Here is a 14,956-nt window from a genome sequence, read left to right as displayed (position 1 = left end):
ACCAGCGCGCAATGAACAAATCAGGCATGTGTCACCCTCTGTATGTGCGAAGTCGTGTTATCGATCACTCTCGGTGGCCTGTTCGCAGGCGGGGCTGTGATGCCGGATGGCGATCTTTTCAGGACCAATAGGGATCTCCTTGACCAGAAGCCGCCGTTGACTTCGACCCCACAGCTCCTACCATCGGAGTGGCGTCGTCGACCGTGACCGACGCTCAGGGAGCACGGATATCGAGATTCCCGGTGCGGATCACGAAGCGTCCAAGACATCGTCGAACGGGGCTGAATTGGCTCTCAACGCGACAAGCTTCCCCGAGACGCTCATCGGCTCGACCTACGACCGGGACTTCGGCGGGCTGCTACGGCTGTGGTCGGGCAGCCCCGTCCAACACGCTGGGCTCTTCGAAGGCGTGGTGGGTCCCGCTGCCAACGCGGACTCCTACCGGGCTGCGGCACAGCGCACCAGCGAGCGGCTCACGGCTGCGGCCAAGATCGAGCCGACCTCGCGGGTACTCGACGTCGGCTGCGGCTCTGGGGACACTGCGGTGCACATGGCTCGGCACACCGGGTGCGCGGTGGTCGGCGTCGACCTCAGTGCCCGCCAGATCAAGCACGCCGCAGCCCGCTGTGCCGACCTGCCGGTGGAATTCCGCCAGGCCTCGGCGACCAGACTCCCGTTCACAGACGGCGAGTTCACACACGTGATCAGCATGGACGCGCTGTACCACGTCCCGAACAAACCCCGCGCGCACGCCGAAATGCGACGGGTGCTGCGCGTGGGCGGAACGCTGGCGCTCACCGACTTCCTCCGCCCCACCGACAACATCCCGCCCGAGGTGCAGGCGGGGCTTTACGACCGGCTGATGTTCAACGGCGGGCACTCCGTGCTCGGCTACCAGACCGCCCTGGTCGCGGCGGGTTTCGAGATCCGGCTCGCCCGCGACATTAGCCTCGACCTGCGCCGCAGCTACCTGTTACTCGCGCGGATCGCCCGCGAGCGGCTCGGCGCAGTCGACAATCCGGGGCTGCGCCGCGACCTGCGGTCATACGCTGCGGCATGCCTGGACATTCAGGCAGCGATTGGCAGGCGGCAGTTCGGCTGGGGGATGTTTGTAGCGGACCGCGTACCAGACCGGGAGGCGGTGTGACGGCAGCGACCCATGCGGTGGAGCACAGTAGCCTGGACGACATCGACGCCGAACTCGCCGCCATGATGCAGCGGTTGAGTGCGCTGCTCGCGGCCCCCCCGCTCACCGACGCGGGCTTCGTCGAACTTGCGGCGATCTTCGACAACGTCGCCTACGTGTTCCTCTACCTGGAGTCCAACGCCGTCCACGTCGATTACCGGCGGGTGCTGCCCTGGCGTGACCGCTTCTTCCGCGACCGCGACCTCGACGACCGGCTGCGATCGGCCCTTCTCGGGTTACGGTGCACGGACCCCGACATCGAGCAGGCGCGACGCGCCTACCTCGACCGCCTCGTCCAACGCGGCGATGACACGCAGGACAACTCGGACGCCGAACTGGAACGCCTGAACGACAAGGCCAAGGCCCTGCTCGCCGATGCGGAAAATCGGCACGGCGAGCTGGCTCGGCGGCTCCGCGTCGGCCGCCCCGGCAGGCGCGTGTGGCCCGCGTACTACCGGCTACTCAGCCAGACCGCCGACGCCGAAATCCGGGTCAAGCTGAACGCGGCGTGGGTGCGCACCCGCGACCAGGACCTGGACGCACTGGCCGACACGGTGAACGAACTGGTTCGCATCCGCCAGGCCCGCGCCGCAGCAAACGGCTACGCCACCGCCCTGGACAATACCCTGACTCGGTGCCGGGTCGACCGGCCCGCCGTCGACTCCCTGCTCGACGACTACCTCCGCCGGGCGGTGGCCAGTCACGTGGCGCTCGACAAGCACGTACGCGACACCTTGGGCGCGGACTCCGGCGGGGTCGCCGACCACTTCGGCCGCTATGCGGCCCTGCTGGGGCGGGGAACCATCATTCCGCTAGTCGACTTGAACGCCTCCCTGCGGTGCTTGGCGACCGTGGCGCGGCGGTTGCTCGGTCTGGAGTTGACCACGGTCCCCACAACCAGCCCGCACGTCATCGTTGTCACGGTGGCGCTCGGAGGGCGGGAGGTCGGTCGCGTGAACTTTGACCTGTGGGACAGTTCCGAACGTCCGCGCGGCGCCAATACGACCCGGGGTATCCGCAACCGCACCGACGCGGCTGGCATTGTGCAGCAGCCCGTCGCCTATGTGTCCTGCCGGTTCAACCGGGCCGGCGCCGGGGCGGGCCGCGTCAACTTTCAGAACGCGCACAGCCTGTTTCATGAGTTCGGACACGCGGTCAACCATCTGCTCATCCGTCGGCGCCTGCCGAGCGAGTCCGGTCTGGAATACCTGCCGCTCGAACGCCTAGAGAACCTGAGTATGTGGTTCGAGAAGTGGGTCTACCACCCTGTCCTCGCTGAGCACCTCAACCTGAATTCGGACGAGGCGCGTGGGCTGGCCTTTGCCCAGCACGTGAAACTGCTGGAGTACCGGCGTACCCACCTTGAGCGCGGAGTCACCGCAGCCCTCGACGTCCTCGTCCATGGCGACCCGGGCATGGGGGTCCAGGAGGCGTACGCGCGGCTCGACGCCCGGTACGGGCTGGCGGGCAACTGCACTCTCGGCGACGTCCTCGGCTCGTTCACATGGCCGATGTTCCAGGCAAACCCGGGCGCGTACTTCGCCTACCTGTGGGGTGCCGCGGACAGCGCGGCCAGGTTCGCGCCCTTCCGGTCGCTGACGCTCGACAAGTGCCCCAACGCGGCGGTGGTACGCGCTGGTTTCAAGGACTGCTTCGACTTTGACGCCCCCAGCCCGCCACCGGACGTAGCTGCCCTATTCGACTTCTACGACACACCAGTGGGGGGGACGGCCCAATGATCGATCAGGTGCGCACCAGCGCCTACGCGCGGTCGGTGTTCGGCCCGCGGGAGCCCGTGCTCGAGGCCGTCCTACGGGACGCGCTGCTAGACCGCGGTCTGCGCCCGATGCAAGTCGACGACAACGCTGGACGTGTCCTGCAGCTACTCACCACGCTGCACCGGCCGCGGCGGGTGTTGGAGATCGGCACGTTCTTCGGGTTCTCCGCCCTCCACATCGCCCGCGGCCTTCCTCCGGACGGGCACCTGGTCAGTTTGGAGATCGACGCCGAGGTCGCCGAAACTGCCCGGCACAACCTGGCCGCGGCCGGCGTCTCAGATAAAGTCGATGTCGTGGTCGGCCCCGCCTCGGACCACCTGCGGAAGCTGGCGCCGCTCAGCCTTGACATGGTGTTCATCGACGCCGAGAAGACGGCCTACCCCGAGTACCTCAGGCTGGCCTATCCGGCGCTGGCGGTGGGCGGCCTGCTGGTGGCCGACGACGCTCTGCCGCAGGGGGACTTCAGCGCCGAGGGCGACCACATCGCTGCCCAGTCGGCGATCTCCGCCTACACACGGGCGGTCGCCCGGAGCGACCACCTGTTCTCAGCGTTCATCGGAACGGACAACGGCCTGTTGGTGAGCCTTAAGCAGTAGCCGGGCCGACGCGGACGGGAGGACTGCCCGTGCAGGACAGGACCATCGTGGTGGACAACTTCTACGCCAACCCGGGCGCGGTGCGGGAACGGGCGCTGCGCTCGCAGTACGCCGACATCTCCCCCACCGACTACCCTGGGTTCGGCAGCCGAACGACCATCGACGCGCAGAGCCTGCGGCGGCGGTTCGCCGAACTGGTCGGCGGTGAGCTGAACGTGGACACCGCCCGATTCACCTGGGGCGGTTTCCGCTTCATCACCGAGGCGTCCGCGCGTGAGAGCAAGGTGCACGCGGATACGGCGGTGGACTGGGCTGGGATGGTCTACCTGACCCCGAACGCCCCGATGAGCGCGGGCACCGGCTTCTTCCGGCACAGGCTCAGCGGGTTCGAGGCACCGCCGTCCGACCGGCAGGCCCGCGCCCTGGGCTACTGCGACGCCGCGCAATTCGACGACGCGGTGATCCGCCAGGATAAGGCCGACTTCAGCAAGTGGGAGCTGATCGGCCAGGTAGAGCCGGTGTACAACCGGCTGGTCCTCTTCCGAGGTTGTGAGCAGTACCACGCCCCGCTCGGCGGTTGCGGCGACAGCCCACGGACAGCCCGCCTGACCCACATCTTCTTCTTCAACGTCGTTCCGGACCCGGGGGTCCCGGCGCACCGGATCCCGGACAGAGCCTTGGTGCAGGAAGGACTGGGCAGTGACGGGGAACGAGGCTACGCCGGAGAACCGGCCAACACTGCTGGACATCACGCTGCTGGCGTGCGGCGAGACCGACTCTGACCGGTACGCTCTGGCCCCCGCCGACCCGGTCGCCTTAGGGCTGCACGACACCATGGAGATCGCGCGGGAGGCGCAGGCGTCGGGCGCGCTGTACCGCACGTCGCTTGAGGTGGCGGGCGCGGAATGTGACCTTCGGACGCTTGTGCTGGTCCGACTGACCGACAATGGGCGGGCCGTACCCACGTGGGTGGTCAACGGCTGGAGCACGATCCGCGCTCACGGTGCTGGGGCAGATCTGCGTGGGGCGGGCCTGCGCGGCGCCGGCCTCAGCGGAGCACACCTGGTCGGCGCCGACCTGACCGACGCCGACCTGCGGGGGGCCGACTTGACCAAGGCCGATCTCAGCGGAGCGGTGTTGCATGGAGCGGACCTGTCCGGCAGCGTGCTGTTCAGCGCAACCCTGCGCGGCGCCGACCTTACCGAGTGCGATCTGAGCCGGACCGACATGCGTCACGTCGACCTGCGGGGCGCGGAGCTGGTGCGGACCGCGCTGCGCGGCGCGGACCTGTGGGGCTCCTACACCTGGGACGTCGACTTCGGCTGCGCGTTCACCGACGGGGTGCAGCTCGACCGCGCCGACGCCCTCAAGGCGAAGGTGTCCTGATCGTGGGCGCTAACACGAGGGGGCCCGGAGCGCTGTGGCCGTTCATGCTGCCACACGACCGGCACGGGCGGGCGGCACTGTGCGCGGAGTCCGCTTCCGGGGTGCGAGTGTGCTTCAGAGACGGCAGTATGCGGCTGGATGGGTCGAGCGGGCTGTGGAACTCCAACCTCGGCCATGGCAACCCGGTGATCGCCGACGCGGTCGCCGAGGCGATGAGGAATGCCTCCTACCTCGGCTCATGGAGCTATGAGAACACCCGCGCCCGGGCCGCGGCACGCACCCTCGTCGACATGGCGGGCCCGGCGCACTACTCCCGCGTGCTGTTCTCCACCTCCGGGGGCGCGGCGAACGAGGTGGCGATGAAGCTCGCCCGCCACTACCACGCGCTACGCGGCGAGTCGGACCGCAAGTTCGTGCTTGGGCTGCGCGACGGATACCACGGGCTGACCTACGGGGCATTCGCGCTCACCGACGCCAACCTCGGCCAGCGGATGTACGGGGTGGACCGGCGATTGGTCGGCCACGTCCCGGCCAACGACCCGGACCGGCTGGCCACTGTGCTGCGGGCCCTGGCCGGGAAGGTGGCCGCCGTGGTCGTCGAGCCGGTGCTCGGCACCGGCGCCGTCCCCCTTACAGCCGAGTACGTTGCGGCCTTGCTCACCACCCGGCGCGAGCACGGCTTCCTGCTGGTGGCTGACGAGGTGTCGACTGGATACGGGCGGATCGGCAACGCGGTTTTCGAGACCGCGGGATGGTCCGAGCCACCCGACGTGCTGATCACCTCGAAAGCGATGACCAACGGCACTCTGGCCGCCGCCGCGGTCGTCGTCAGCGGGCCGGTGGCCGCGGAGTTCACGGAGCGGGGCGCGGTCCTCGGGCACGCCGAGACCCAGGCGGGCACCGCCGTCGTGGGGGCCGCCGTGGTCGCCACCGCGGCCGAGCTGCGCAGGCTCGATGCTGTCACCAAGAGCCACCGGCTGGGCCGACACCTGGACGTGGTGCTGGCCCGGCTGGTCGACGAGCACCCGCTGGTCGCCGGGTCCACCGGTGCCGGATGCCTGCGTGCGGTGCACCTGGCCAGGGCCGCCGGGACCCCGATGCCACCCAACGAGGTAGAGGCCGTGGTCGGCGCCATTCGGGACGCGGGAGCGCTCGTGCATCCCGGTCCGGGCTGCGTACAGTTGGTCCCTGCTCTCATCTACACCGAGGACGAGCTGGACGAGCTGGTGGCCCTGGTGTCTGCCGGGATCACGGCGCACGGGCGGGCACGGTGAGCGAGTTCCCCTGGGCGCGGCCATCACCGCTGAGCCTGCCCGGGCAGTACGCGCGCCTGCTCGCTGCGGCACCGGTCTCGCGGGCCCGGCTGGATTCCGGTCAAGAGCTGTGGGTGGTGGCCGGGCACGCCCTGTTTCGCAAGGCACTGGTCGCCCCGGCAGTCAGCGCCAACCACGCCCACCCCGCCTATCCGACGATGACCCCGGTCCGGCGCCGCCGCGCCAGCGGTGGACCCGAGCCCAAGCGCGGCTACTCGGGGATGGACCCGCCCGAACACACGACTCATCGCAGGCTGACCGGAGCGCTGTTCTCCGAGTCGGCGGCGGAAGGGGTGCGGCCCGTGGTGCGCCGGATCGTCGACGAGCGGCTCGACGTCCTGGCCCGCGGCCCCAACCCGGCCGACCTGGTCACCAGGTTCGCCGACCATGTGCCCGCCCTGGTGATCACCGAGGTGCTGGGTATCCGCCAGCAGCGGTCCCGGCTGGCCCGCCTGTCCCGGGTGCTCGTCGACCGGCACGCCGATTCGGCGGAAGTCGCCAGCGCATCGGTCGAGTTCCGGGTGCGCATTGCTGAGGAACTGCGCGCGGTCGAGAGCTCCGACGCGGACGACACGCTGTTGCGCCGCTTGGTCAGCCGCTACCAGCGGGCGCACGCCTATGACCGGGATCAGGTCGTGGAGCTGGTTGGCTCGCTGGTCATCGCGGGCCACGAGACGACGGCGAACACGATTGCCCTCGGTGTACTTGCCCTCCTGCTCCACCCCGACCAGCTGGCAGCTCTGCGCACCGACCTCGCGCTCGTGCCCTCTGCCGTGGAGGAGCTGTTGCGCTACCTGTCGATTGCGGACTTGGTGACGGCGCGAGTCTCGACCGGTCCTGTGACCCTGGGCGATGTGATGCTGCCCGCAGGGCAGGGAGTGGTGGTGTCCGGCGCGGCGGCCAACCACGACCCCCGCGTGTTCGAACGGCCGGAGCAACTGGACATCCACCGTGACGCCCGCAGGCATGTCGCCTTTGGACACGGCGTGCACCGCTGCATCGGCCAGCACCTGGCTCGGGTCGAGCTGACGGTGGTGTTCGAGCAGTTGTTCGCCCGGTTCCCGAAGCTACGGTTGGCTGAGGCTGACGTGCCCGCCCGAAGCCGGCACCGCGCCGCGCTGCACGGCCTAACCGAGCTGGTGGTCACGTGGTGACGGCCCGGAAGTCTGGGGCGGCGCGGTTTCCGCCCGGGTTGACACCTTGCTGCCGGTGCCGGGCGCCCCCGGAGTCGAGTCCGAACACAGTTGTCGCCCGGTTCCCCTTTCAGGACTTCAGACAGGAGTGAGGATGACCGACTACCCGTTCGAGAAGCAGCCCGCGTTCTTCCCGTTCGTCAGCGCCGAGGTGTTCTTCGACGCTGAGGACGCCGATGATGCCGAGGCCACCGCCGTGGCGGACACCGGTAAGGACAGCGCCCTGGACGCCGACCTGGACGCGCTGCTCGCCACGATCTGACCTGGTGGGAGGGGGATCGCGGGCGCGGTCCCCCTCCCCCTGTTGGGTCCCGCCCCCCCCGGGAGGTGTACATGCAGAACACCGCACTCTCTCCACGTAACAGCTTCACCGAAACCCTGCTCGGCCTCGCCCCGTCCGGTGCGCACCCGGTGGACCTGTTCTCCCGAACGTGCGCTGAGGCCTTCACCGCCTTCGAGCCCGGGGCCCGGTTTGGCTATCCGTTCACTCAAATCTTCGAGCCCGACGTGCTGCACGAGGTCGCCCTCTTGCACGCCCTACCTGAGGACGCGGTGGCAGGCTTGGAGTACCGGCCGACACCTGCCGCACGGCGGCTGGCGGACCTGGCGGACTCCGCAGTGGGGTCGGATCTCGTCCACCTCGTCGGCGTGGCGTCCGCGCTTATCAGCGTCTCTCGGTTCGCCTTGGCCGCCCGGTTGGTCGCAGACGCCCGCGACCGGGCGCGCACCGCGCGGGAGCGGTTCGAGGTGGCGTGGCTGGAATTCCTTGTGTCAAACCGGTGCGACGGCGGCTCGGGGTCACCCGCGGCGTTCGCCACGATGCGGGATGCGGCCGAGCGAGGCGGGATCCCCGACGGCCGGGTGCTGGACATGTGCACCCAGGCCGTGGTCTGGCATCTCAAGCGCCGCGAGGTCGGCGAGGTGCACTTTCGCTGGGCAGTCCACACCGGCCAAGAGTTGGCCGGTCGTCGGTCGGTCGACGCGGGCTCGGCGTCCGCCTGGTACCGAGCCGTGGCTATGTTGCCCGCCGCCTGCGGCAAGCCCACGATGACCCGGCGCTACATGGTGATGGCCCACGACACCGCTACCGAAGCGGTGGCCGCCTCGCCGCGGGCGCTCGCCACCAACGCCTTGAAGACCTACTACGAGTCCTCCCTCAAGGAGCACATGCACCTCACCCACGACGCCGACGCTGCCCTCGCCGCCGGGCGCGCGCTGGTGGCCCTCGACCCCGCATGGGCTCCCAGCCACGGTGAGCTGGCCGAGGCCCACGAGTGGTGCGGGCAACTGGATCAGGCTGCGGCCGGATTCGAGCGGGCGGCCCGGAGCGGACCGCCTTACGTCGGGCACCACCTTGTCCGAGCCGCACGCTGCCGCGCCGCCCTCGGTGACTGGGACACCGCGACCGACCACTACCTGGCCCTCCTGGCCTTGGCCCCCGGCAGCAAAGCCGCTCGCACCGAGGGTCGGGAGGCCGCGCAGCGTGCCTCGGGACAGCGGTCGGCCGCGTTCGCAAAGGCGCTCGCGGGTCGCGCGTCGTGACCGCCACCGCTGGCACTCCGCAGGCGCCAGCCTTCCGCCACGACCCGACCAAGTCGGTCCTGCCAGGTCCGACCGCGCGGGTGCTCTGGGACCGGGAACCCGCTGTGTGCGGCTACCGCCGGTTGTCGTACCGCACGAGCATCGGAGAAGACATCCCGGTCCCGGTCTGCGCGACCCCGGCTGTCGTGGGAGCAGCCGGTGTCGTCGTGGGGAGCTACGACGGGTGGGTCCGGCTGTACACACCCGACCTTGCTGACGTGTGCTGGGAACACCGGCTGCCCGCGCCGGTGTACGCGCCGCTGCTTGTCGACCAGACGCGGTCCACGGTCCTGGCCACGGCCGTCGACGGAACCGTCGTCTGCTTCGGCCTCGACGGAGATGTGGTTTGGCGAACCCGCGTGGACGCCTCGATCTACGCCACGCCCACGGTGCTGCCCGAGGCTGACCTGCTCGTCGTCGCCGGCTTCGGCAGCCGCCTCGCCGGGTTGGACCTGGGGACCGGGGAGCAGGCGTTCGCCAGGGGGCTTCCCTCGCCGTGGCACGCCGGGGCTGGCGGGAGCGCGGCCGTGCGCGACCCTTACGCGAGTCCGCTCGCCCTGCCGGGTGGCGACTTCGTGGTGGGGTGCGCCGAACATGCCCTGCGGCTGACTGCGGCGGGGAATCAGGTGTGGCTTCGGGACATCGGGCACTCGGTGCGCGCCTCGCCCGCTTTCGCCGCGGCGACGGGTGAGGTCGTCGTGTGCGCTGTGGATGGTGGGTGCCGGTTCCTCAATGTCGAGGACGGACGGGAGACCGGCGTGATCATACTCGGTGGCAAGGTCACCGCCAGCCCGGCGGTGTCCGGCCACATGCTGGCCGTGGGCACGCAGCGCGGTCCCGCCCTCGGGATCGATCTGGCGAACCATGCTATCGCCTGGTCGGCCCCGGGCAGTGCCCCACGTGACCACACCTCGTTCACCGTGTTGCCCAACGGCGACTTCGCCGTCACCGCCGAGAACGGTGATGTGGTGGCCTGTTCGCGCGCCGATGGGCGCTTTCTCTGGGAAACTAGCCAGCTGCTGGGCCTGGCGAACCAGGACCCGGCGCTGGACACCACCCCCGTCGCCGCACCGGACGGCAGCATGTACTGCGGTTCGTACACCGGCGTCCTATACCGCTTCCGCTTCCGCCCCGTACCAGGGGGGAGAGCATGAACGACGCTCGACGCGCGCTGGTGATCGGGGGCAGCCGAGGTGTCGGCGCCCGCCTAGCCACCCGCCTCAGTGAACACGGCTGGGCGGTGACCGCGACCGGCCGCCGCCAGCGCTCCGACACCGGCTTCCCTGACGGAGTAAAATACAAGCGGCTCGACCTCGCCGCCGACACGGCAGTCAAGGAGAGCGCCGAGCTGCTGCGATCGCTGCGACCACGGCTGGTTGTCCACAACGCCGCCATCTACCCGACCGCGGAGCCGGACCTAGCCGAGTGCGAGACGGTCTTCCGCGTCAACGCACTGGTTCCGCACCAGGTGCTGGCCGACTACCTGCCGGGCGCGGACTGCACCTGCGTACTGGTCAACTCCGACTCCATTTACCACGCTAACCGTACCTCCGGGGTCTATGCCGCCAGCAAGGCCGCTCTCCGGGTGTTAGCAAGTGCGCTCGCCGACCGCTGCCGCGGGAGCCGGGCGTGCGTGGCCACCCTGCTCCTCGGCCCGCTGGCCGATGACCGCAAGGCCGAGCAGTTCGAGCAGATCGCCCAGATGCGGCAACTGCCCCCCGAGGAGGTCGCGAAGGCATTCCTGCGCCGGTCCAACCCGTCCTACGTGGTGGACTCACTGGTCGACCTCGACGCGTGCGTCCGCAGCGTGGAGTATCTCGTGGACCTGGGAACCCAAGCCAACGGCATGCTGTGCCGCCTCGACGGCGGCTCGGCCGGATCACTACTGTGACAGGAGGCGTTGTGGAACGGAATGAGTCCAAGATGTGGTCCAGCGCGTGGCGACCGGAGCAACTGGTGGACAGCAGCGCGCACCTGGTTGATGTTGACACTGCCGCCGTGCGCGCGCTCGTGACAGGACTCCCCGAAACCCTGAACCCCACGACCGCCCCCGGCGCATTGCGCGAGTTGCGCGCCACCGTGGCCCCGCTGCTGGCCGGGGTCGCGGCCGGCATCGCGGCCCGGCTCGACCCCACCGGACCCGGCCTTGCCCTGGTTGACGGAAAAGGGCTGGCGGACCTGACCGACGGGCAGCTGGAGTCCTTGACGTTCGGGTTGTCCGTCCTGCTCGGCAGGCCCATCTCGCAGAACCGCGAGCGCGAACTGGTGGTGACCGTGTTCGATGAGCGCCCCGGCGACGTGGAGCGAGCCCGGGGCTACCGGACGAATGGCAGCATGCTCATGCACACCGACCCGACCGATGTGGCGAGTCTGCTGTGCCTGAGCCAGGGCGCCGAGGGCGGTGAAGGCGTATACACCAGCTGCGGGGCCGTCCTCGACGAGCTGTCCGAGGCAGCACCGCACCTCGTGCACCGCTACTTCCGCTCCTGGCACTGGGACCTGCGCGGCATGCAGCGCCCCGGCGCCGACCAGATCGTACGGTCACCGGTGTTCGGCGTCGCTCGGGGCGTACTGAGCTGCCGCTACGGGTCGCTGCTCATCCGTGAGGGCACCTGCAGGTGCGGGAAGTTGGACGCGGAGGCAACAGCGGCGCTCGACCTGTTCGAGGAGGTCTCCCAACGACCGCACCTGGCGCTGCGGCTATCCCTAAGCCGAGGGCAGAGCGTCTGGCTGAACAACCACCGAGTACTGCACGGTCGGGAGTCGTTCAAGGACGACACCGGGCAGGTGCGCCGACTGCTGCGCACGTGGGTCTGGTCACACGAACCGCCCCCGCTGCCGCCCTCGTTCCTGGCCTTCTGTAACGCCATCGACGCCGAGGTCCCCGCTGGACCGCTCGGCTGAGGAGGAACCGTGGTCGACCTCGCGTTCACCGACGTGCGGGCTGCCGCGCTCTACGACATCGTGAACCCGTGGGGCCCCAGTTACCGCTACTACCTTGATCGGGTGATGGCCGCTGGCTCCGCGCTCGACATCGGCTGTGGCACCGGCCGCGTCCTGCGGTGCGCCCGGGCCGCCGGGCACCGCGGCGACCTCGTCGGTGTCGACCCGGCCGACGGCATGCTCGCCGAGGCCGTGCGCGCCGGACCATGCGTAGAGTGGGTGCACGGCGACGTGCGGAGCCTTGCGCTGGGCCGGAAGTTCGCTCTAGTCACCATGACCGGGCACGCTTTCCAGTTGCTGCTCGACGATGACGATGTGCTGGCCGCGTTGCGCGTGATGCGCGACCACGTCGCCAAAGGCGGCCGGGTGGTGTTCGAAACCCGAAATCCGCACGCTCGGGCATGGACGGGGTGGACACCGGAACAATCCCGGCGCATTGTGCGGGAACGCGCCGGCGGCGATGTGGAGGTGTTCCACACGCTGCGCGGTGAATCGCCTCCCGATCTGGTGCACTTCACCACCACGTTCCGGTTCCTTGACGATGGACAGGAACTGGAAAGCGGGTCCACGCTCCGGTTCGTCAGACCGGACCGCCTGCGCGACCTGGTAAGGTGGGCCGGTTTGGTGCTCGAGGACACCCACGGCGACTGGGACGGCAGCGTTGCGGGCCCCAATACGCCGGAGTTCATCGTCATCGCGAGGCCCGCATAAGACACCATAGCCAGCGTGAGCTATCCCTGGCTCCCCTCCTTGCGGGAGCGGGCATGTACGGGCGCCGGGTCATTCAGGCCAGCGCATCGGGAGCGCGTTGCTCGTACGCTCTCGGCTCCGGTAAAGTCCTTCGTTGACCGCCTTTAGCTGGCGGCAAAGGACTCCGACGACGACCACGTGGAGAAGGATCAGAGATGCGGCGAGCTTTCGGTGCTATAGGGATCTCTGCCCCAGTCCATACCACCGAGGATCGTCATGTCGTTGCGCACCTTGAACCTGGGAATTCTCGCACACATCGATGCGGGTAAGACAAGCCTGACTGAGCGACTCCTGTTCGATAACGGGGCCATCCGTTCGTTGGGTAGTGTCGACGGTGGCAATACCGCGACCGACAGCAGCGAACTGGAGCGCGAGCGGGGTATCACTATCCGTTCCGCTGTCGCCTCCTTCACTTTGGGCGACCTGCAGGTCAATCTGGTCGACACCCCCGGCCACCCAGACTTCATCGCCGAGGTGGAGCGTGTCTTGTCCGTGCTCGACGGCGCGGTCGTCGTTATCTCCGCGGTCGAGGGTGTGCAGGCGCAGACGCGTGTGCTCGTGCGCTCGCTGACCCGACTCGGCTTGCCGACTCTGCTGTTCGTCAACAAGGTCGACCGCATGGGCGCGCGTTACGAGTCGTTGCTCGACGAGATCCGCCGTAAGCTGCGCCTCCCGGTCGTACGTATGGTCGGGGTCGACGACATCGGCACCAAGAACGCCGTCGTCCTCCCACTGCCACTCGATGAGCCGCGGCACCGCGACGAGGTGGTCGAGGTGCTGGCCGAACACAACGACACCCTCCTCGCCCAGTTCGTCGCCAACGTCACCCCCAGCATCGCCGACCTGCGCAAAGAACTCGGCGAACAGACCGCGCGTGGCTTGGTCCACCCGGTGTACTTCGGCTCTGCGATCTCCGGGACCGGCATGGACCTGCTCGGTGCGGGTATCCACGACTTCTTGCCCGGTCAGCCCGCCGACGCGGTCAAGAGCCCTCTGCGCGGTACCGTCTTCGCCATCGAGCGCACCGGGCGCAGCGAGAAGACGGCCTATGTCCGGTTGTTCGGCGGCAGCGTGCGTGAGCGTGAGCGGGTCACCCTCCGGCGGCTGGAGGGAGGCGCGGTTGAGGAGTACAGCGGGCGCATCTCCCGGCTCAGCGTCGTCGGCTCGTCGGAGGGTGTCCTGCGCGCGGGCGGCATCGGCAAGGTGCGAGGCCTGTCCGCCGTGCGCGTTGGTGACCGGCTGGGTGAGCTCGACGACAGCCGGCGCCAGGCGCACTTCACCCCGCCAATCCTCGAGTCCGTCGTCCACGCACTCGACCCAGACCTCAAATCCGACCTCCACGCAGCGCTGGCCGCGCTGGCCAACGAAGACCCCCTCATCAGGATCCGCCCGGTCGCGGGCGGTGGCACGTCGGTGCTGCTCTACGGCGCTGTGCAGAAGGAGGTCATCGCGGAGCGGCTCGACCGCGAGTTCGGCGTAAAGGCAGTGTTCGAGGCGGTTCGGCCGGTGTACTTCGAGCGCCCGGCGGGGAAAGGGGAGGGGCTCTACGAGTTCGACCCGCTGGGCACCAACGACTTCTGGCAGACGGTCGGCATCAGGGTCGAGCCCCGCTCCACGGGCTCCGGCAACGCCTTCACCGTGGAGGCCGAGCGCGGGACGCTACCCAACGCCTACCACCGCGCGATCGAAGAATCAGCACTCCGTTCGCTGCAGCAGGGACTGCACGGGTGGGAGGTCGTCGACTGCGCGGTGGTCCTCACTCGCACGGCGATGGACGCGCCAATGACGGTGGCAGCCGACTTCCGTAATCTCACCCCGCTGGTGGTGATGCGCGCCCTGCGCGACGCGGGGACCGTGGTCTACGAACCCAGCTATGACATCGAGGTAGAGGTACCGCAGGACGCGGTCAGCGGCGTGATGGGGATGCTGGCCTCGCTCGGCGCGGACGTGTCGAGTTCGACCGAGGCATTCAACGGGTGGAAGCTCACCGGCAACATCCCGGCTAAGCTGCTACACGAGTTCGGAATCGCCCTCCCGGGGCTCACCCATGGCGAGGGAATGTTGTGGCACGAACCGGGCGAGGACCGCGCAGTGCGCGGCCGGTTCCCGACCAGGGGCCGTGTGGACGGAAACCCCCTCAACTACGACGAGTACCTCCGCTTCCTAGCCAACCGCGATCTCGGGAACGGGACGGGGTCCGCCGTCTGACCGCGCGCAATCCCGGGAAACA

The 14,956-nt window shown here is 69.1% G+C and carries 14 protein-coding genes; all 14 read left to right on the top strand.

Features of this window, described 5'->3' with window-relative positions:
- Positions 1-286 precede the first annotated feature (286 nt).
- The 14 genes from ABZ490_RS13710 to ABZ490_RS13645 all read left to right on the top strand — a co-directional run bounded on the left by ABZ490_RS13710 (position 287) and on the right by ABZ490_RS13645 (position 14,934).
- Positions 287-1,147: a methyltransferase domain-containing protein gene (locus tag ABZ490_RS13710; protein WP_358988820.1), complete on the top strand. Its 861-nt coding sequence runs from the start codon at positions 287-289 to the stop codon at positions 1,145-1,147.
- Entirely contained in the window at positions 1,144-2,925 is a 1,782-nt protein-coding gene (locus ABZ490_RS13705; protein ID WP_358988818.1) for a M3 family metallopeptidase, read from the top strand. The genes ABZ490_RS13710 and ABZ490_RS13705 overlap by 4 nt, the downstream gene beginning before the upstream one ends.
- A complete protein-coding gene (locus tag ABZ490_RS13700; RefSeq protein WP_358988816.1) occupies positions 2,922-3,560 on the top strand; it encodes an O-methyltransferase in 639 nt (212 codons plus the stop codon). Before ABZ490_RS13705 ends, ABZ490_RS13700 begins: the two co-directional genes overlap by 4 nt.
- Positions 3,561-3,589: 29 nt before the next feature.
- Positions 3,590-4,342: a DUF6445 family protein gene (locus ABZ490_RS13695; protein WP_358988814.1), complete on the top strand. Its 753-nt coding sequence runs from the start codon at positions 3,590-3,592 to the stop codon at positions 4,340-4,342.
- Positions 4,260-4,946 (top strand): pentapeptide repeat-containing protein, encoded by a 687-nt coding sequence (locus ABZ490_RS13690; RefSeq protein ID WP_358988812.1) that lies wholly within the window; start codon positions 4,260-4,262, stop codon positions 4,944-4,946. Before ABZ490_RS13695 ends, ABZ490_RS13690 begins: the two co-directional genes overlap by 83 nt.
- A 44-nt stretch (positions 4,947-4,990) precedes the next feature.
- Positions 4,991-6,220, top strand: coding sequence for a daptide-type RiPP biosynthesis aminotransferase (gene mpaD / locus ABZ490_RS13685; protein ID WP_358988847.1), 1,230 nt, complete (start codon positions 4,991-4,993; stop codon positions 6,218-6,220).
- Entirely contained in the window at positions 6,217-7,413 is a 1,197-nt protein-coding gene (locus tag ABZ490_RS13680) for a cytochrome P450 (protein ID WP_358988810.1), read from the top strand. Before mpaD ends, ABZ490_RS13680 begins: the two co-directional genes overlap by 4 nt.
- A 133-nt stretch (positions 7,414-7,546) precedes the next feature.
- Positions 7,547-7,714 (top strand): hypothetical protein, encoded by a 168-nt coding sequence (locus tag ABZ490_RS13675; protein WP_358988808.1) that lies wholly within the window; start codon positions 7,547-7,549, stop codon positions 7,712-7,714.
- 71 nt (positions 7,715-7,785) lie between these two features.
- Positions 7,786-8,994 carry a hypothetical protein gene (locus tag ABZ490_RS13670; RefSeq protein WP_358988807.1) on the top strand — a complete coding sequence of 403 codons (1,209 nt, stop codon included), beginning with the start codon at positions 7,786-7,788 and terminating at the stop codon, positions 8,992-8,994.
- Entirely contained in the window at positions 8,991-10,187 is a 1,197-nt protein-coding gene (locus ABZ490_RS13665) for a PQQ-binding-like beta-propeller repeat protein (protein ID WP_358988805.1), read from the top strand. Before ABZ490_RS13670 ends, ABZ490_RS13665 begins: the two co-directional genes overlap by 4 nt.
- The gene (locus tag ABZ490_RS13660) at positions 10,184-10,924 is read left to right on the top strand and encodes an SDR family oxidoreductase (RefSeq protein WP_358988803.1); all 741 of its coding nucleotides are present in this window, start codon (positions 10,184-10,186) and stop codon (positions 10,922-10,924) included. The genes ABZ490_RS13665 and ABZ490_RS13660 overlap by 4 nt, the downstream gene beginning before the upstream one ends.
- Before the next feature lie 11 nt (positions 10,925-10,935).
- Positions 10,936-11,937: a TauD/TfdA family dioxygenase gene (locus tag ABZ490_RS13655; RefSeq protein WP_358988801.1), complete on the top strand. Its 1,002-nt coding sequence runs from the start codon at positions 10,936-10,938 to the stop codon at positions 11,935-11,937.
- Positions 11,938-11,946: 9 nt separating this feature from the next.
- Entirely contained in the window at positions 11,947-12,687 is a 741-nt protein-coding gene (locus ABZ490_RS13650; RefSeq protein ID WP_358988800.1) for a class I SAM-dependent methyltransferase, read from the top strand.
- A gap of 255 nt (positions 12,688-12,942) precedes the next feature.
- Positions 12,943-14,934 carry a translation factor GTPase family protein gene (locus ABZ490_RS13645; protein ID WP_358988798.1) on the top strand — a complete coding sequence of 664 codons (1,992 nt, stop codon included), beginning with the start codon at positions 12,943-12,945 and terminating at the stop codon, positions 14,932-14,934.
- Positions 14,935-14,956: the final 22 nt, after the last annotated feature.

This window comes from Streptomyces sp. NPDC005811, assembly GCF_040630405.1.
Taxonomy (GTDB): Bacteria; Actinomycetota; Actinomycetes; order Streptomycetales; family Streptomycetaceae; genus Streptomyces.
Note: the sequence above shows the minus strand (reverse complement) of the source record. Positions and strands in the feature narration are given on the sequence as shown.

Bases quoted from the DNA above. Each gene is read 5' to 3' on its own strand.
- ABZ490_RS13700 (WP_358988816.1), top strand. From the start codon at position 2,922: ATGATCGATCAGGTGCGCACCAGCGCCTACGCGCGGTCGGTGTTCGGC.
- mpaD (WP_358988847.1), top strand. From the start codon at position 4,991: ATGCTGCCACACGACCGGCACGGGCGGGCGGCACTGTGCGCGGAGTCC.
- ABZ490_RS13675 (WP_358988808.1), top strand. From the start codon at position 7,547: ATGACCGACTACCCGTTCGAGAAGCAGCCCGCGTTCTTCCCGTTCGTC.
- ABZ490_RS13670 (WP_358988807.1), top strand. From the start codon at position 7,786: ATGCAGAACACCGCACTCTCTCCACGTAACAGCTTCACCGAAACCCTG.
- ABZ490_RS13660 (WP_358988803.1), top strand. From the start codon at position 10,184: ATGAACGACGCTCGACGCGCGCTGGTGATCGGGGGCAGCCGAGGTGTC.
- ABZ490_RS13645 (WP_358988798.1), top strand. From the start codon at position 12,943: ATGTCGTTGCGCACCTTGAACCTGGGAATTCTCGCACACATCGATGCG.